Source organism: Micromonospora echinospora, assembly GCF_900091495.1.
Lineage (GTDB): Bacteria > Actinomycetota > Actinomycetes > Mycobacteriales > Micromonosporaceae > Micromonospora > Micromonospora echinospora.
Genome location: NZ_LT607413.1, coordinates 2911364 through 2929895, shown reverse-complemented (window position 1 = coordinate 2929895; position 18532 = coordinate 2911364). Strand labels below are relative to the sequence as shown.

The following is an 18532-nucleotide window of genomic DNA, read 5'->3' as shown; positions in this document are numbered from 1 at the left end:
AAGGGTACGACCGGTCCTGACGTCGGCGCTGACATGGGTAATACTCGACGGGTGGTGGACGGAGAGGACAGCGTGCGGAGTCGGCCCCTGCGTCCGGCCGCGCCGCCCGACGGGCCGCTCGCCACGTCGGGCGCAGCCCCGGAGGCGGCACCGCGCACCGCCGATGCGGTGCCGAAGCCCCGGACGCCCGTGCCGCCGGAGACGCTCCGGTCGAGCGGCCCGGCACCGGCCGACGCCCCACCAGCCGCCATCGCACCGGCCGGAACCGTCCCCGCCGTGACCGTCCCCGCCCCGGCGGACGACGCCCCCACCCGCGCGGAAGACACGCCGGCCGAACCCGGCGCCCCGTCGAGGGACACGTCCGGCGACACCGCAGCCGCCCCGGCGGCGACCGCCGAGCCGACCACCGCCGGACCGGCCACCGAACCCGCCCCGGGGAGCAGCCCGGACCCGACGCGTGCCCCCGGGACGGAGTCGACCCCGGCGGCCAGCCCCGAACCCGGTGCAAGGACCGAACCTGAGGCGAAGACCGAGCCCGAGGCCGGGACCGGGTCGGACACCAAGGCCGACGCGGACACCAAGGCCGACGCGGACACCAAGGCCGGCGCGGACACCAAGGCCGCCGCGGAGCCGGGAACCGGGGGCGACCCGACGGCTGAGCCCGCCCCGAAGGCTGACTCGGACCCGAAAACTGACTCGGACTCGAAGACTGAGCCCGACTCGAAGGACGGGCCGGGCCGGGCCACGCGACGCCGCTACCGGGTGCCGTTCGCGCACGCCGTACGCCTGCCACCCCGGCAGGCCGCGGCCGGCGCGGTCCGGGCGACCCGGGACTGGTCGAAACGCCCCGGCGGCCGGTTCGCCCTCTCCGGGATCTTCCTGCTCGCCCTGGTCTCCGCCACGGCGGCGGCCGGTGCGCTGCTGGTGCCGGCGACCGCCCCCGCGCCGCGCCCGGTGGCCGGGAGCGACGGCCCCGACGCGTCCGGCGGACCGACCACCGTGCCGTCCTTCCCCGGCGGGGCCGTGCCGCCCGGCACACCACTGCCGGGCGGGGTCACCCCCGGCGGCGTCGCCCCGCTGCCGACCGGCCGCCCGGCCGACGCGCTCGCCGAGTGGGCCCGGGTCACCGGCGAGAAGGTCGGTGTCCCGCAGGTGGCCATGCAGGCGTACGGCTACGCCGAGCTGGTGCTCGCCCAGACCACGCCCAGCTGCGCGCTGAGCTGGACCACGCTCGCCGCGATCGGACATGTGGAGTCGGGGCACGGCTCGGCCAACGGCGCGAAGCTGCTGCCGGACGGGCAGGCGCTGCCGGAGATCATCGGTCTGCCGCTCGACGGCAACGGCAACCGCATGCGGATCCTCGACACCGACCGGGGCCGCCTCGACCGGGACCTCGTCTACGACCGGGCGGTCGGCCCGATGCAGTTCATCCCGACCACCTGGGAGGAGATCGGCGCGGACGCGGACAACGACGGCGTGAAGAACCCCCACGACTTGGACGACGCCGCGCTCGCCGCTGGAAACTACCTCTGCAAGGGCGGCCGGAAGATGACCGTCCCCGGCGACTGGTGGGGGGCGATCCTGTCCTACAACGACGTCCGCCAGTACGCGCAGGACGTGTTCGACAAGGCCAACGAGTACGGCCAGAAGAGCCGAGGCTGAGCCGACGCATCCATCCCGGACGTTCTGGATACTTCCCCCGGGCTACCGTTGCCGGCAAGCTGTACGCGTGATGGTGCGCGAGTGGGATCCCCGGACCGCGTCGTCCGCCGAGATGGCGTCCCTGCTGGCGACGCTGAACGCGGTCCTGGCGGCCGACCTGCCCGACGATCCGCCCTGGCGGGAGACCTCGCTGCGGGAGTACCTCTCCGAGGTGATGCCCGGTGAGCGGCGGATCTCCTGGGTGGCCCAGGCGGAGGCGGCCGTCGACGGCCCGCCGGGGGCGATCCTCGGCCACGTGCAGGTGCTCCTGCTCGGCGACATCGGCGTGCTGGAGGTGCTGGTGCACCCGGACGCACGCCGCACCGGCCTCGGCCGCACCCTGGTCCGACTGGCCGCCCGCCGCACCTACCAGGAGGGCTTCCAGTCGGTCGGGGTCGAGGTGGTCGGCGGGACGCCGGCCATGGCGTTCTTCGAGGCGCTCGGCTTCGGGCGGGACTACGTGGAGACCCGCAGCGTGCTCCGGCTCGCCACGGTGGACTGGACGGCGGTGGACGCGATGTCCATCGGCATCGGCACCGGGTACCGGATCGAGTTCTGCCCGGGCGGGCCGCCGGACGACCTGATCGAGTCGTACGCCCGGGCCAAGGCCGACTCGCGCGACATCGGCGACGGCGAGCTGCGACCCAGCTCCTACGACCCGCAGCGGCTCCGGGACAGCCTGGACTGCCTGCACCGGCGGGGCATGAAGCCGTACATCGTCTGCGCCATCCACGAACGCACCGGCGAGGTCGCCGGGCTGACCGAGGTGGTCGTGCCGGCGCAGCATCCCACCCGGGCCGACCAGTACGACACCATCGTCGTGCCGGAGCACCGGGGCTACGGCATCGACCGGGCGATCAAGGCCCGGATGCTGCTGGAACTACGTGCCGCCGAGCCGGGGCTGACCGAGGTGCAGACCTGGAACGCCCAGGCCAACGAGGCCATGCTGGCGGTGAACGCCGAGCTGGGCTACCGGCCCGACCGCCAGTGGTGCGAGTACGGTGCCGACGTGGCGGAACTGGTGCACCGGTTGGACGCACGGACCCGCTGACCGGTTGTTCACCGGCCCGTCCGGTGGGGGATGGACGTCGTACCGCATCGACGCCTACCGTGCGGTGGTTCCCGTACATCCTTCGTGGAGGCCCTATGCGCCCGCGCCGCATCCTCGCCGCGCTCGCGACCGTCACCGCCGTGACAGCCACGGCCGTCGGCGTCGCACCCCTCGCGGCCAGCGCCGCGCCCACCGACCTGTTCATCTCGGAGTACGTCGAGGGCTCGTCGAACAACAAGGCGATCGAGCTGTTCAACGGCACCGGCGCCGCCGTCGACCTGGCCGCCGGCGGTTACCAGCTCCAGCTCTACTTCAACGGCTCGACCACGCCGACCAACCTGGCGTTGACCGGCACGGTCGCCGCCGGGGACGTCTTCGTCCTCGCCAGCTCCTCGGCCAGCGCGGCGATCCTCGCCCAGGCCGACCAGACCACCGGCGCGAGCCTCTACAACGGCGACGACGCGATCGTGCTCCGCCGGGGCACGACCGTGCTCGACTCGATCGGCCAGGTCGGCGTCGACCCGGGCACCGAGTGGGGCAGCGGCCTCACCAGCACCGAGAACAACACCCTGCGCCGGCTGCCCACGGTGACCGCCGGGGACACCGACCCGTCGGACGCCTTCGACCCGGCCGCCGGTTGGGCCGGCTTCGCCACCGACACGTTCGACGGGCTCGGCGCGCACACCGTCGACGGTGGCGGCCCGGTCGACCAGCCGGCCGTGCTGACCTGCGGTCCGGCCCTGGTCACCCCGGCTGGCACGGCGGCGGCCCGGGAGGTCACCGCGACCGACGCCGACGACCGGATCGTCGACCTGACGGTCAGCGCGGTCACCCCGACCCCGACCGCCGGCACGATCGGCCGGACCGCGTTCACCGCCGCCGACGCGGTGGGCGGCACCGCCCGCGCCACCGTGACCGCCAGCGCCGACCTGGCCGGCGGGGCGTACACGGTCACCCTGACCGCGACCGACGCGGACGGGGGCACCGCGACCTGCACGCTGGCCGTGACGGTGACCCGCGAGCTGACCGTCGGCGAGGTGCAGGGGTCGACCACGGACACCGAGTCCGGCCCGGCCGACCGGTCCCCGCTCGCCCCGCCGTCGGGCAACGGCACCAGCAGCGCCCTGTACGACGTCCGGGGTGTGGTCACCCAGCGCACCCTGGCGCGGACCTCGGCCGGGGCGGACCAGCACGGCTTCTTCCTCCAGAGCCGGGCCGACGCCACGGACGGTGACCCGACCAGCTCGGACGGCATCTTCGTGTTCATGGGCAACTTCACCTCGCTGATCGGTGGCTACGTGCCGACCGTCGGCGACGAGGTGGTGCTCCGGGCCCGGGTGTCCGAGTACTTCGACATGACCCAGCTCTCCTCGGCGTCGCTGGTCCGGAAGATCGCTTCCGGGCTGGACGTCAACACGGTCGTCGCGGTCACCGACGCGGTGCCGCCGGCCGACCTGGCCGCCGCGCAGCGGTTCTGGGAGCGGCACGAGGGGGCCCGGCTGCGGGTCCGCGCCGGCAGCGGCGCGGTGAGCGGACGGGCGGTCTTCGCCTCCACCGCCGACGCGGAGACCTGGCTGGTCGACCGGGACGACCCGCTGCTGGACCGGGCCGACCCGTACGCCCGCCGGGTGTTCCGGGACACGCACCCGCTGGACAACGACCCGACCCGCCTCTTCGACGACGGCAACGGCCAGCGGATCATGCTGGGCAGCATGGGCGTCAAGGCCACCGCCGGGGACAGCACCACCCTGCTACCGCCGGCGAAGACCTTCGACACCCTGACCCAGGACGCGTACGGCGCGCTCTACTACTCCTTCGAGAAGTACGGCGTGCAGGTCGAGCAGGCCGCCTTCACCGCCGGCACCGACCCGTCGCGGAACAACCCGCCGCGCCCGGCCGACCGGTCCAAGGAGATCGCGGTCGCCACGTACAACGTGGAGAACCTCTACGACCACCGGGACGACCCCTTCGACGGCTGCGACTTCACCGGCAACGCCGGGTGCCCCGGCGTCCGGCCGCCGTTCGACTACGTCCCGGCGAGCGAGGCCGACTACCGTGAGCAGCTCGGCAACCTCGCCGACCAGATCGTCACCGACCTGCACGCGCCGGACCTGATCCTGGTGCAGGAGGCCGAGGACCAGGACATCTGCACGGTCGCCGGGGGCGCGCTGGTCTGCGGCGACACCAACGACGCCGACGGCGCGCCGGACACCCTCCAGGAGCTGGCGCTGGCCGTCGCCGCCGCCGGTGGCCCGGCCTACGCCGCCGCGTACGACCGCACCGGCGCGGACGCCCGGGGCATCACCTCCGGGTTCCTCTTCCGCACCGACCGGCTGTCGCTGGCCGGGGCGACCGCCGCCGACCCGCTGCTCGGCTCCTCCCCCACGGTCGTGTACCGGGCGGCGGGGCTGCCGTCCAACGCGGACGTGCAGAACCCGAAGACGCTCAACGCGCTGCTCCCGCCGGACGTGGACACCTCCACCGGCAAGGACGGCGACAACGTCTTCACCCGGGCCCCGCAGCTCGCGAAGTTCACCGTCCGGGCCACTCCGGGCGGGTCCGAGTCGTACACCCTGTGGGCGGTGAGCAACCACTACTCGTCCGGCCCGGACAGCCGGGTGGGGCAGCGCACCGAGCAGGCCCGGTACGGCGCGGCGATCGTCACCGCGATCGAGGCGTCCGACCCGCACGCCCGGGTGGTCTACGGCGGTGACCTGAACGTCTTCCCCCGCCCGGACGACCCGATCGCCACCGGCGCGGACCCGACGCCCTCGGACCAGCTCGGTCCGCTGTACCAGGCGGGACTGCGCAACCTCTGGGACGACCTGGCCGCCGAGGTGCCGTCGTCGGCGTACTCGTACAGCTTCGAGGGGCACGCGCAGACGCTCGACCACCTCTTCGTCAACGAGGCGCTGCACGCCGACCTGGTCCAGGTGCGGGCGGCGCACATCAACGCCGACTGGCCGGCCGAGCACGCCGGGGACGGGTCACGGGGCTCCAGCGACCACGACCCGCAGGTGGCCCGGTTCTCCTCCCGCGCGTCGTTGAGCGTGGCGGACGTCCGGGTGGTCGAGGGCGACCGGGGCGACACCCCGGCCACCTTCACCGTCACGGTGTCCCGGCCGCTGTCCCACCCGGTGCTGGTCTGCGCCGGCACGCTCGGCGTGACCGCCCGGTCCGGGCAGGACTTCGAGCCGTACGCCGGCTGCCGGACGCTCGCCGCCGGGCAGACCTCGGTCGCGTTCCCGGTGGACGTGCGGGGTGACCGGAAGCGGGAGGCGGACGAGAAGTTCGCCCTGGTGGTGACCGGGGTCCCGGGCCTGCTGCTGGCCGACCCGATCGCGTTCGGCACGGTCGTCGACGACGACTGAGCAACAGCGGCTCAACCGCGGCCCGCCGCCCGGGTGTTCCACCCGGGCGGCGGGCCGCGGTCGTTCCCACTGCCCCCCTTCCCTCTCTTGCACCGTGAATCCGCGCTGCCCATCGCCAGACTCACATTCATGATCTACGATCTGCCTCAACCGTCGGCCCGTCGAGCCGGCCGAGTGCGCGAGCCAGGGGTGGGCCATGCCTGAGAACGACCGTCCCGTCGAGACATCCGGAACGACCGTCAGCCGCCGCGCGGTGTTCACGGCTCTGGGCGTCGGCATCGGGATCGGGGCCGTCGGCCTGCCGACTGCGGCGAGCGCGGCCACCCCCGGCTGGAGCAACCCCACGCTCGGCACCCTCACCTCCGGCTACAAGACCCCCTCCCGGCCGGACCACGCCGGGTGGGACGTCGCCAACAGCCAGGGAACCCCGATCTACGCCATCGCGGCCGGAACCGTACGCGACATCCGCACCGGTTCCTACCCGGGCGACCCGACCAGCGGGCCGCTCCCGGGCCGCACCGGCAACAGCGTGCACATCGACCACGCCGACAGCTACTTCTCCTACTACGGCCACCTGCACCGGGTGCTGGTCAGCGACGGCCAGCGGGTGCTCGCCGGTCAGCTGATCGGCCTGATGGGCACCACCGGCAACTCCACCGGACCACACCTGCACTTCGAGGTGCACCGGCCCCGGCTGACCACGATGGACCCCCGGACGTTCCTCGCCAACCGGGGCATCAGCCTGGGCTCGACCGCACCGGTGGGCACCACCGGCTGGCCGAGCGTGTCGCAGGGCACCACGTCCTGGGTCGCCCGGGTGATTCAGCACCTGCTGCGCGGCCGGGGTGTCTCCACCGTCGTGGACGGCTACTTCGGCCCGGGGACCGCGACCTCGGTCCGGACGTTCCAGAGCAACAAGGGCCTCTACGTGGACGGGGTGGTCGGCCCGATCACCTGGACCGCGCTGATCCTGCCGTTGCAGCAGGGCAACTCCGGGGACCTTGTGCGCGGCCTCCAGGTGGCCCTCAACGCCCGGGGCGCGAGCCTCACCGTGGACGGCGCCTTCGGTTCCGTGACCGCCACCGCCGTGCGGAACTTCCAGAGTTCCCGAGGCCTGGCGGCGGACGGAGTGGTCGGCCCGGTCACCTGGAGCACGCTCATCTGAACGGAAGACCGACACGGGATGCGGCAGGTCGGGGCTTCGGCAAGCCGGGAAGGTCCCAGTTGCCGCATCCCGTGTGGTCGTCAAGTCGTCCTCGGGGTGCGGGTGGGCCGGTGGCGGGCCGCCCGGTGTCTTCCCGTCCGAACACGTCTCTGGCTACTTCTTCCGGCAGGTCGGGATCTCAGATGGCGCGTTGGCGAGCTTGAGGTACAGGGCCGGGTCGACCAAGCCCTACCGCGCGTGTATCCGGGGATACATGAGCGATCACTGGACCTGCACCCGCTGGCACGACTAGTCAGGCTTGCGCGTGGGGCGCGCCACAGCCGGCGCTCCCCACGCGCTCCTCGATCATTCATGCGGCCGGCCGTGAGGCGAGCCGCGTTCGGCTACGGGACCGGTCAGCGGCCTTCGCGCAGCAGACCGGCGGCCTCGACCGCCCAGTAGGTGAGGATGATCTGCGCGCCGGCCCGACGGATCGAGGTGAGCGTCTCCAGCATCACCCGCTCCCGGTCGATCCAGCCGTTGGCGGCGGCGGCCTCGACCATCGCGTACTCGCCGGAGACCTGGTAGGCGGCGACCGGGACGTCCACCTCGGCCCGGACCGCGGCGACCACGTCCAGGTACGGCAGCGCCGGCTTGACCATCACCATGTCGGCGCCCTCGGCCACGTCCAGCGCGACCTCACGCAGCGACTCGCGCAGGTTCGCCGGGTCCTGCTGGTAGGTGCGCCGGTCCCCGTCGAGGCACGACTCCACCGCGTCCCGGAACGGGCCGAAGAAGGCCGAGGCGTACTTCACGGCGTACGCCAGGATCGCGACGTCCTGGTGCCCGGCGGCGTCGAGCGCCCGGCGGACCACGCCGACCTGGCCGTCCATCATCCCGGACGGCCCGACCACGCCGACCCCGGCGGCGGCCTGGGCCACCGCCATCTCGGCGTACGCGGCCAGCGTGGCGTCGTTGTCCACCCCGCCGTCGGGGGTGAGCAGCCCGCAGTGCCCGTGCGAGGTGAACTCGTCCAGGCAGAGGTCACTCATCACCACCGTGGCGTCGCCGACCTCGCTCACCACGTCCCGGATGGCGACGTTGAGGATGCCGTCCGGGTCGAGGCCCCCGGAGCCGGTGGCGTCGCGCTCCGCCGGCACCCCGAAGAGCATGATTCCGCCGACCCCGGCCTGGACCGCCTCCACCGCCGCCTTGCGCAGCGACTCCCGGGAGTGCTGGACCACCCCGGGCATGGACGCGACCGGCCGGGGCTCGGTCAGGCCCTCCCTGACGAACATCGGCAGGACCAGGTCCGACGGTGCGACGCGGGTCTCGGCGACCAGCCGCCGCACGGCCGCGTTACGGCGCAGCCGGCGGGGGCGGATCTCGGGGTACGGCATGACGGCTGCCTCCTGTGGGCTAGCGGAACCTCAGGGCGGTCGGCCCCTGCACCTTCGAGCCCCGGCGCTGCTTGGCCGGCATCGCCGCCAGCTTCTCCCGCAGCTCCACGGCGTAGGCGGCGAGCGCCTCCACCAGGTCGGGCACCGAGGCGTGCGGCGGCTGCACGTCGACCCGGAGGCCGAACTCGGTCGCCGTCTCCGCCGTCTTGGGCCCGATCACGGCGACAACGGTACGCGCGTGCGGCTTACCGGCGATACCGACGAGGTTCCGCACCGTCGAGGAGGAGGTGAAGAGAACCGCGTCGAAACCGCCCGACTTGATCGCGTCCCGGATCTCGGCCGGCGGCGGGGCGGCCCGGACCGTCCGGTACGCGGTCACGTCGTCGACCTCCCAGCCCCGCTCGGTGAGCCCGGCGGCGAGGGTCTCGGTGGCGATGTCGGCGCGCGGCAGCAGCACCCGGCCGACCGGGTCGAGGACCTCGTCGTGCGGGGAGAACTCGGCCAGCAGCCCATCGGAGGACTGCTCCCCCGACGGGACCAGCTCCGGCTGGATGCCGAACGCGCGGACCGCGTCGGCGGTCGCCTCGCCGATGCAGGCGATCTTGACGCCGCCGAAGTGCCGGGCGTCCAGGCCGTGCTCGCCGAACTTCTCCCAGACCGCCCGCACCGCGTTGACCGAGGTGAAGATGACCCAGGCGTACCGGCCGTCGACCAGGCCCTTGACCGCCCGCTCCATCTGGGCGGGGGTCCGCGGCGGCTCGACCGCGATGGTCGGCACCTCGCACGGGATCGCCCCGTACGCCCGCAGCCGCGCGCTCATCACGCCGGCCTGCTCCTTGGTCCGGGGGACCAGCACCTTCCAGCCGTACAGCGGACGGTTCTCCCACCAGCTCAGCCTGTCCCGCTGGCCGACGCCCTCGCCGACGGTGAGCACGACGCGGCCGGTGAAGCCGAGCGCGGCGGCGACGAACGAGTCGACGGTCGACGTGGTGGTGTACTGGGTCTCCCCGGTGCCGTCCCCGGTCACCCCGACGCCGGTGGTGCCGTCCACCCCGGCGGCGAGCAGGCCGTCGCGGATCGCGGCGAGGTCACCGGCGTCCACCGCCAGCGCCAGCGAGCCCCGGCCGATGGCCGCGGCGAGCGCCTCGAAGTCCAGCGTGGCGACGTCCTCGACGTCGGCGGCGGTCCGGACGCCGGGCAGCGGCACCCCGGCGTAGGTGGCGACGCCCTCGGCCTGGCCGACACCGGGCACCACCTCGAAGTGCGCGGCGGTACGCGCCACCGCCTGCACCTCCTTGACCACGGAGTCGTGCCCGAACGGGTCACCGGCGACCAGGTGCACCGCGTTCAGCCCGGAGCGGGCCGCCGAGATGAGCACCTTCGCCACATCACCCGGCGCGCCCTCGGCCGGAGTGAACTGGGCGTCGGGGCGGGCCTGGGCGCGGACGGCGTCGAGCAGCGACTCGGGTACGCCCCGGTCGTACACCACCTGGTCCGCGTCGACCAGGGCGTCGTGCGCCCGACGGGTCAGCAGGCCCGGGTCGCCGGGTCCGGCCCCGACGAACGCGATGTGGCCTACGGGCTTACGGGTGCGGGTCATTCTGTGCTCCCAAATTGCTGGGTCCCCGGGCCGGCGTGGTCTGGTTGGCCGAGGATCGAGTCGGCGCCACGGGCGATGAGTTCGGCGGCGAGCGCCTTGCCGATCTCCGCCGCGTCGGCGGGCGTACCGGTGCGGGACAGCCGGATGTCTCGGGTGCCGTCCGGGCTGATCACCGCCCCGCGCAGGTAGATCTCATCACCGGTGTCGCCCTCGGCGACCTCGGCGTAGGCGGCGACCGGTGCGGAGCATCCGGCCTCCAGGGTGGCCAGCAGCGCCCGTTCCGCGGTCACCGCGGCCCGGGACGGCGCGTGGTCGAGCACGGCGAGCAGCTCGACCAGGTCCGAGTCGTCGGCCCGGCACTCCACGGCCAGCGCGCCCTGGGCGGGCGCGGGCAGCATCAGCATCGGGTCGAGCGTCTCGGTGATCTCGTCGGTCCGCCCCAGCCGGGCCAGCCCGGCGCGGGCGAGGACGACCGCGTCGAGATCGGCGTCGGGCCCGAGCACCCGGCCCAGGCGGGTGTCCACGTTGCCGCGGATCGGCACGACGGTCAGCTGCATCCCGAGTGCGTGCAGCTGGGCGACCCGGCGCAGCGCGCCGGTCCCGACGGTGGCCCCGGACGGCAGTTCGGCCAGCGTACGGCCGTCGCGGGCGACGAGCGCGTCCCGCGGGTCCTGCCGGGGCGGCACCGCCGCGATGTGCAGCCCACCGGGTTCGGCGGTGGGCAGGTCCTTGTACGAGTGCACGGCGAGGTCGATCTCGCCGGCGGTGAGCGCGTCGCGCAGCGCGGAGACGAAGACGCCGACCCCGAGCCGGTGCACCGGCGCGGAGGAGCGGTCACCGGCGGTGACGATCTCGACCAGTTCGACCGGCCGGCCGGTCGCGGCCGTGAGCGCGTCGGCGACGTGGCCGGACTGGGCCATCGCCAACGCGCTGCCCCGGGTGCCGAGGCGCAGGGGGGCGGTCATCGCTCTCCTTGGTCGGAAGTGATGTCGGGCACCGTGTCGACCGGGGAGGTCTGCGGCACCTGGAGGTCGAAGAGTTCCCGCAGCAGGGCGGCGTACTGGTCGCCACCGGGTTCGGCGGCGAGCTGCCGGACCCGCACGGTGGGCTGGTGCAGGAGACGCTGCACCACCCGGTGGACCGTCCGGGCCACCTCGGCCCGCTGGTCGTCGGTAAGGTCCGGACGACGTTGGGCCAGCCGGGCCAGTTCCGCGGCGACCACGTCGTCGGCGCGTCCGCGCAGGGCGGCCACGGTCGGTGCGACGTCCGCCCCGCGCAGCCAGGTCAGGAAGGACTCGACCTCGCCGGTGACGATCCGGTCGACCGCCGCCGCGTCGGTGGCGGCCGGTCCGCCGGCCAGCACCGCGGCCATCCGGTCGATGTCGATCACCTCGACCCCGGGCAGCTCCGCGACCCCCGGCCCGACGTCACGCGGGACGGCCAGGTCGAGCAGGACCAGCGGCCCCCGGTCGGCGTCCCGCCCGGCGAGCGCCCGGCGCACCACGGAATGGGTGAGGACCGGTTCGGTGGCCGCCGTGGCGGCCACTACGATGTCCACTGTGGAGAGCGCGTCGGCCAGCTCGGTCATTCCGACGGCGCTGGCCCCGTACGACTCGGCCAGCCGCACCGCGCGGTCGGTGCCCCGGTTGGTGACGGTCAGCGGCCCGGCGCCGAGCCGGGAGAGCGTGGCCACGCCGAGCGCCCCCATCGCGCCGGCCCCCACGACCAGCGCCGGGCGACCCGCCAGGGTGCCGTCGAGCTGCTCTGCCGCCAGGTTCAACGCGGTACTGACCACGCTCTGGCCGGCCCGGTCGATTCCGGTCTCGGCGTGAGCACGCTTGCCCACCCGCAACGCCTGCTGCATCAGCTCGTGCAGCAGCCGTCCGGCCGAGTCGGCGCCGGCCGCCCAGTGGTAGGCGTCCCGGAGCTGGCCGAGGATCTGCGCCTCGCCGACGACCATGGAGTCCAGTCCGGCGGCGACCCGGAAGACGTGGTCGACCGCGGCGGCGTCGTAGTGCACGTAGAGGTGGTTGGCGAGGGTGGCGGGCGACGCGCCGGCCTGCTCGGCGAGGACGGCGCAGATGTCGCCGAGACCACCGTGGAAGCCGGAGACGGCGGCGTACACCTCCACCCGGTTGCAGGTGGAGACGAGCACCGCCTCGCTGACGTACGGCTGGGCGACCAGACGGTCCAGGGTCCGGGTGAGTTCGGCCGGGGCCACCGCCAACTGCTCCAGGACAGCGACCGGAGCGGTGCGGTAGGACGCGCCGACGGCGAGCAGTTTCACGTGCCGATCGCCTCCTGGGGGTCGGTGGTGGGGGCGCCGCCGGCGAGGGTGGTGAGGGTGGACGGGCCGGTGCCCGGCAGGGCGGTGAGCGACGCCTTACGATGCTCGTGGAAGGACAGGATCTGCAACTCGATGGCGAGATCGACCTTGCGCACGTCGACCCCGTCGGGCACCGCCAGGACGCACGGCGCGAAGTTCAGGATGCTCGTCACACCGACCGCGACGAGCTGGTCGGCCACTGCCTGGGCGGCTCCGGCCGGGGTGGCGATGACCCCGATCGCGAGCTGTTCCTCGACCGCGATCCGGGGCAGCTCGTCGATGTGCCGCACGACCAGCCCGTTGATCTCCTCGCCCACCCGGGCCGGGTCGGCGTCGAAGAGGGCGGCGATCCGGAAGCTGCGGCTGGCGAAGCCGGCGTAGCCGGCCAGGGCGTGACCGAGATTACCGACGCCGACCAGGGCGACCGCCCGCCGCTGGGTGAGCCCGAGCACCGACTCGATCTGCTCGATCAGCAGCGCGACGTCGTAGCCGACCCCCCGGGTGCCGTACGAGCCGAGGTGGGAGAGGTCCTTGCGGAGCTTGGCGGAGTTGACCCCGGCGGCGGTGGCGAGCCCCTCGCTGGACACCGTCTCGTGCCCGGTCTCGGCGAGGTGGTGGAGGGCGCGGAGGTACTCGGGGAGCCGCGCGACGGTCGCTTCCGGCAGATCCGGAAGCGCCGGTACGGCACCGGCGCGGCTGGGCGCGCCTGGGTGACGGTGCTGACTCATGAGACTCCGTGCGGTGCGATCCTGGACCAGCTCCGGTCGCCGGCCGTTTCGGGACTCCCGCTGGCGACCGATCTTGCCGGCTGTGCTAGCAGGGCGCGTCGGAACTACACAGTAGGCGCTTGTGAAGACGTGCACAAATCGCGATCTTGCAAATGCACGACGCGACAACACCAGGCCCCTCCGTTTCGCACCCGCCATTGAGCGGGCACTACGGCACCGCGTTGCGATTATTGCTTAATTCCGACTTCTCTGACCAATTGCGCTCAGGACCCGATCGCCGTGTCCTGCGAGGTAGGGCCAGCCCCACCCCCGGTAGGCCGGTGTACGGGATGGGTCGCACCACCCGCCCTGCCTAGCCTCTAACCCATGACCTCGGCCAATCCCGCCTCTCCAGTGGCGGCCCGCGCACCGGGCCTTCCCCGACGCCTCCTCACCGATTCCGGATACGTCCTGCTCGGTCTGCCGCTGGCGCTGGCCAGCCTCGTGGTCCTGCTGGTGGGGCTGGCGTTGGGGCTGGGGCTGGTGGTGCTGGTGGTCGGGCTGCCGATCCTCACCGGGACCCTCTACGCCGCCCGGGGACTGGCCGACATCGAACGGCTGCGCCTGGCCGCCGTCCGCCGGCAACCCCGGATCCGACCGCGCTACCGACTCCCGGAACCCGGTGCGACCGCCTGGCGGCGCATCTTCCTGCCGATGCGCGACATCCAGTCCTGGCTCGACCTCGCCCACGGCATCTTCCGGCTGCCCGTGGCGATCGTCACCTTCGTGGTGACCATCACCTGGTGGGCGGTAGCCCTCACCGGCACGCTCTACGCCACGTACGACTGGGCGATCCCGCACCCCCCGGAGAACGTCGAACTCAACGAGCTGCTCGGGCTCGGCGACACCACCCGGGCCCGGGTCGGCCTGCACACCGCCATCGGGCTGTTCTTCCTGCTCACCCTGCCGATAGTGGTCCGGGGCTGCGCGCTGGTCCAGGCCGGCTTCGGTCGGGCGATGCTGACCGGGGTGGCCGAGATGCGCGACCGGATCACCGTGCTGGAGGAGCAGAAGCGGGCCGCGGTCTCCGCCGAGGCGACGGCCCTGCGCCGGCTGGAACGGGACATCCACGACGGCCCCCAGCAGCGCCTGGTCCGGCTGGCCATGGACCTCGGCCGCGCCCGGCAGCAGCTCGCCAACGACCCGGAGGCGGCCGGCCGCACCCTGGACGAGGCGCTCGACCAGACCCGGGAGACCCTGGCCGAACTGCGTGGCCTCTCCCGGGGCATCGCCCCGCCGATCCTGGTGGACCGGGGCCTGCCCGGCGCCCTGGCCGCCCTGGCCGGACGTGGGCTGATCCCCATCGAGCTGCGGGTCGACCCGGACCTCGGCACCCCCGACGGCCGGCCCGAGGCGGCGGTGGAGCACGCCGCCTACTTCGTGGTCGCCGAGGCGCTGACCAACGTGGCCAAGCACGCCCGCGCCAGCGAGTGCCGGGTGACCGTCGGCCGGCGGGACGGGCACCTGGAGATCAGCGTGGTCGACGACGGGCAGGGCGGCGCGCACCTGGCCAAGGGACACGGCCTGGCCGGCATCGCCGACCGGGTCCGGGCCGGCGGCGGCGTCCTGGAGGTGACCAGCCCCACCGGCGGGCCCACCGAGATCCGCGCTCTCCTGCCCGGCTGACGCCGCCGGGCGCTCCGGCGAGGTCGACGTGGTAGACAACTGAACCATGCGGGTGGTGATCGCCGACGACGCCGTACTGCTCCGGGAGGGGCTCATCCGGTTGGTGACCGAGAACGGCCACCAGGTGGTGGCCGCCGTCGGGGACGGCGACGCGCTGGTGGAGGCGGTGACGACGCACCGGCCCGACGTCTCGATCGTGGACGTCCGGATGCCGCCGTCCCACACCGACGAGGGGCTACGGGCGGCGGTGACCGTTCGCCGGCTCGTGCCCCGTACGCCGATCCTGGTGCTCTCCCAGTACGTCGAGGTGTCGTACGCCGACGATCTGCTCGCCACCACCGGCGGCGCCGGCGGCGGGATCGGCTACCTGCTCAAGGACCGGGTCGCCGCGATCGACGAGTTCCTGGACGCGCTCGCCCGGGTGGCCGCCGGTGGCACCGTGCTGGACCCGGAGGTGGTGGCGCAACTGCTCGTCCGGCGGCGGCGCGACGACCCGCTGCGCGAGCTGACCCCCCGGGAACGCGAGGTGCTGGCCCTGATGGCCGAGGGGCGCTCGAACACCGCGATCGCCCGGACGCTGGTGGTCAGCGACGGCGCGGTGGAGAAGCACGTCCGCAACATCTTCACCAAGCTCGACCTTCCCCCGGACAGCCACCACCTGCACCGGCGGGTCCAGGCCGTCCTCACCTACCTGCGCACCTGACCCCTCAGCGCAGGGTGGCGGCCAGCTCGACGGCCTCGGTGAGGGTCTCGGCCACCGGGTGGCGGGAGGCCCGCAGGCGGACGGCGTCGGTGAAGCCGCCGGTGTAGAGGACCGCCCGGCCGCCGACCGCCTCGGCCGCGTCGGCGTCGTCCAGCGAGTCCCCGATCAGCACCACCGAACCGCCGTCGACGCCCAGCTCGGCGAGGTGCCGCCGGAGGGACTCCGCCTTGCGGTCGCCGCCCACCTCGGCCCGTAACCCGTCGACCCGGCGGAAGTGCCCGGTCAGCCCGTACGTGTGCACGGTCGGCACCAGCTCGTCGTGGAACCACATGGACAGCAGCGACTGGCTGCCGGGCCAGGCCGCGATGGCCGAGCGGGCGTCCCCGGCCAGCTCGCAGGTGGTCAGGCCGACCCGGTACGCGTCGTGGAAGATCTTGTCCAGCCGGCCGAACGCCTCGTCGTCGACGGCCCGGCCGAGCACCTCGGCGTAGTAGTCGGCGATCGGGCGGCGGAACCGCACCCGGTGCTCGTCGGCGCTGACCGCCGGTCCGCCGACGCTGGCGAAGGCCGCGTTGGTGCAGGCCACCACGAGGCTGAGGTCGTTGAGCAGGGTGCCGTTCCAGTCCCACACCAGATGGGGGCGCGCAGGAGTCATCGGGTCACCATAGCCAGGGGTGGTCGCGGCGGTCAGAGCTGCGGGGTGGTGAGGTCACGCAGCAGCCGCTCCTCCTCGACCCGCCAGTAGCCGTGCTCCCGGCCGTCGAGGAGCAGCACCGGCAGCCGGTCGCCGTACTCGCGCTCCAGCTCCAGGTCCCCGGTGACGTCGCGTTCGGTCCACCGGTCGCCGGTGACCGCGACCACCCGGGCGAGCGCCTCCCGGGCGTCGTCGCAGAGGTGGCAACCGGGCCGGGTGATCAACATGAGCCGGGCGTCAGTGGACATCGGAACCTCCGTGGGCGTCTCCGGCGGCGGGCGGCCGGAGCAGGGTCTTGCGCACCTTGCCGATCGCCGAGTGCGGCAACGCGTCGACGAACTCGACCGACGTCGGGCACTTGAACCGGGCCAGGTGCCGGGCGCAGTGGGAGAGCAGCTCCTCGGCACCCACCGTACCGGCCGGGGCCGGCACCACGTACGCCCGGACGGTCTCGCCGGTGCGCGGGTGCGGCACGCCGAGCACCGCCGACTCCGCCACCGCCGGATGTGCCTGGAGCACCAGTTCCACCTCGTGCGGGTAGACGTTGAACCCGTTGACCAGGATCACCTCACGCAGCCGGTCCACCAGGAAGAGGTCGCCGTCGGCGTCGGCGTAGGCGACGTCCCCGGTGGCCCACCAGCCGTCCGGGCCCGGCCCGCCGCGTCCGTCCGGCCAGTAGCCGGCGAAGAGGTTCGCGCCCCGGACCACGATCTGGCCGGGGTCGGTGCCGGGCGAGGAGACGTCGAGGTCCATCTCGTCGGCGTCGTCCTCGGGCGGGGTCACGCCGTCCCGCCACAGGTCCGTGCCGTCCGGCGCGACCAGGCGGAGCTCCACCCCGGGCAGCGCCCGCCCGATCGAGCCGGGCTTCGGTTCCCCGCCGACGAGGGTGGAGGTGAGCACCGGGGCGGTCTCGGTGAGGCCGTACCCGACGTGCACCGGACGACCGGCGACCGCCGCGAAGGCCGCCGCGACCGCCGGCTCCAGCGGCGCCGCGCCGCAGACCGCGGCCCGGACCGACGCCGTCGCCGCCGCGACCGTGTCACCCGCCGCCGCCCAGGCCTGGAACATCGACGGTACGCCGACCAGCACGCTGACCCGGTGCCGGGCGATCTCGTCGAGCGCCCCGACGGTGGTGAACTCGTCGACGAGCACGCCGGTCGCCCCGTGGTGCACCACCGACCCGAGCCCGGTGTTCAGCCCGTACGCGTGGAACAGCGGCAGGGCCAGCAGCACGGTGTCGTCCGGCCCGACCACCGGCGGGGTGATCCGGTCGACCTGCTCGTGGTTGGCGGCCAGCGCGCGGTGCGACAGCATGGCCCCCTTGGGCTGTCCCTCGGTGCCGGAGGTGTAGAGCAGCACGGCGAGGTCGTCCCCGCCCCGGGTCGACGACACCGGCGCGCCCGGCTCGTCCGGCACGCCTGTGTGCACGGCGGTGAGGGCCGGCAGGTCCGTGGCGATCCCGGCGACCAGGTCGGCGACGGTCGGCGTGGCGATCAGCACGGCGGCGCCGGAGTCGGTCAGCACGTGCCGCAGCTCGGTGGCGGTGAGTCCGGGGTTGAGCGGCACGGCGACCAGCCCGGCACGGAGCGCGCCGAGGTAGCCGAGCACGAAGTCCGGGCAGTTGGGCAGGGCTACGGCGACCCGGGCCGGCGGTCCGCCTGCGGTCGGATCGGCCGCCGGGACGGCCCGGGTGAGGGCGCGGGCCACCCCGTCCACCGCCGCGTCCAGTTCGGACCAGGTCATCGTCCGGTCGCGCCAGTGCAGCGCGACCCGGTCGGGACGACGTTCGGCCGCCCGGCGTACCCGGTCGGCGAGGTTCGGCGCTGAACTTCCCGCTGTCTGCTGCTGCACGGTCGCTGAGTCTGGCACAGTGGGCGGTCGACAGACCATGCCCGTCGATAGGTTGCCCGGCGAACGGGGTGCACGGAGCCGCCCGACAGGCCCGCTACCTGCGGTTTCGCCCCTAACCACCTCCTCCAGCGAAAGTCAACCGGCGCCGACGGACAAAGCGTCCGGCGACGGCGCGACACGGCGGTAAATACTTCGGCTCTGTGTAACGGACTTGCCACGCATGGGTGACGTTGGCCCTATCATCACTCGGGTCGACTCACCCCATTTGCCGTGAGTCGACACCCCTCAGCCCGAGGAG

Annotated in this window: 14 protein-coding genes; 6 read left to right on the top strand and 8 right to left on the bottom strand. The window is 73.7% G+C overall.

The annotated features are described in order from the left end of the window. The first annotated feature begins 276 nt into the window (after window positions 1–276). The 4 genes from GA0070618_RS13525 (at window position 277) to GA0070618_RS13510 (ending at window position 7288) form a co-directional block, all read left to right on the top strand. Entirely contained in the window at window positions 277–1662 is a 1386-nt protein-coding gene (locus GA0070618_RS13525) for a lytic transglycosylase domain-containing protein (RefSeq protein WP_088985502.1), read from the top strand. Between the two features lie 70 nt (window positions 1663–1732). Beyond that, window positions 1733–2752 (top strand): GNAT family N-acetyltransferase, encoded by a 1020-nt coding sequence (locus tag GA0070618_RS13520; protein WP_088981953.1) that lies wholly within the window; start codon window positions 1733–1735, stop codon window positions 2750–2752. Window positions 2753–2847: 95 nt separating this feature from the next. Continuing rightward, complete coding sequence (locus GA0070618_RS13515) at window positions 2848–6123, top strand: lamin tail domain-containing protein (protein ID WP_088981952.1); 3276 nt, start codon at window positions 2848–2850, stop codon at window positions 6121–6123. A gap of 196 nt (window positions 6124–6319) precedes the next feature. Beyond that, window positions 6320–7288 (top strand): peptidoglycan-binding protein, encoded by a 969-nt coding sequence (locus tag GA0070618_RS13510; RefSeq protein WP_088981951.1) that lies wholly within the window; start codon window positions 6320–6322, stop codon window positions 7286–7288. Between the two features lie 395 nt (window positions 7289–7683). Here GA0070618_RS13510 and hemB read toward each other — a convergent pair whose 3' ends face one another. The 5 genes from hemB to GA0070618_RS13480 are packed head-to-tail and all read right to left on the bottom strand — an operon-like array spanning window position 7684 to window position 13321. After that, entirely contained in the window at window positions 7684–8667 is a 984-nt protein-coding gene (hemB, locus tag GA0070618_RS13500; RefSeq protein ID WP_088981949.1) for a porphobilinogen synthase, read from the bottom strand. Between the two features lie 19 nt (window positions 8668–8686). Continuing rightward, on the bottom strand, window positions 8687–10267 hold the full coding sequence (locus GA0070618_RS13495) for a bifunctional uroporphyrinogen-III C-methyltransferase/uroporphyrinogen-III synthase (protein ID WP_088981948.1): 1581 nt from the start codon (window positions 10265–10267) through the stop codon (window positions 8687–8689). Then, a complete protein-coding gene (gene hemC, locus GA0070618_RS13490) occupies window positions 10264–11232 on the bottom strand; it encodes a hydroxymethylbilane synthase (protein ID WP_088981947.1) in 969 nt (322 codons plus the stop codon). Before hemC ends, GA0070618_RS13495 begins: the two co-directional genes overlap by 4 nt. Then, complete coding sequence (locus GA0070618_RS13485; protein WP_088981946.1) at window positions 11229–12554, bottom strand: glutamyl-tRNA reductase; 1326 nt, start codon at window positions 12552–12554, stop codon at window positions 11229–11231. Before GA0070618_RS13485 ends, hemC begins: the two co-directional genes overlap by 4 nt. Then, entirely contained in the window at window positions 12551–13321 is a 771-nt protein-coding gene (locus GA0070618_RS13480) for a redox-sensing transcriptional repressor Rex (protein ID WP_088981945.1), read from the bottom strand. Before GA0070618_RS13480 ends, GA0070618_RS13485 begins: the two co-directional genes overlap by 4 nt. Before the next feature lie 366 nt (window positions 13322–13687). On the opposite strand from GA0070618_RS13480, the gene GA0070618_RS13475 reads away from it, so the two are divergent. Continuing rightward, window positions 13688–14986: a sensor histidine kinase gene (locus GA0070618_RS13475; protein ID WP_088981944.1), complete on the top strand. Its 1299-nt coding sequence runs from the start codon at window positions 13688–13690 to the stop codon at window positions 14984–14986. A gap of 46 nt (window positions 14987–15032) precedes the next feature. Next, complete coding sequence (locus tag GA0070618_RS13470; RefSeq protein WP_088981943.1) at window positions 15033–15689, top strand: response regulator transcription factor; 657 nt, start codon at window positions 15033–15035, stop codon at window positions 15687–15689. 4 nt (window positions 15690–15693) lie between these two features. On the opposite strand, the gene GA0070618_RS13465 is transcribed toward GA0070618_RS13470, so the two are convergent. Genes GA0070618_RS13465 through GA0070618_RS13455 form a run of 3 tightly spaced genes read right to left on the bottom strand, consistent with a single transcriptional unit; the run spans window position 15694 to window position 18234 of the window. Beyond that, window positions 15694–16344, bottom strand: coding sequence for an HAD family hydrolase (locus GA0070618_RS13465; RefSeq protein WP_088981942.1), 651 nt, complete (start codon window positions 16342–16344; stop codon window positions 15694–15696). 32 nt (window positions 16345–16376) lie between these two features. Then, window positions 16377–16631 carry a glutaredoxin family protein gene (locus GA0070618_RS13460; RefSeq protein ID WP_088981941.1) on the bottom strand — a complete coding sequence of 85 codons (255 nt, stop codon included), beginning with the start codon at window positions 16629–16631 and terminating at the stop codon, window positions 16377–16379. Further along, window positions 16621–18234, bottom strand: coding sequence for an AMP-binding protein (locus tag GA0070618_RS13455; RefSeq protein ID WP_231931730.1), 1614 nt, complete (start codon window positions 18232–18234; stop codon window positions 16621–16623). The genes GA0070618_RS13460 and GA0070618_RS13455 overlap by 11 nt, the downstream gene beginning before the upstream one ends. Window positions 18235–18532: the final 298 nt, after the last annotated feature.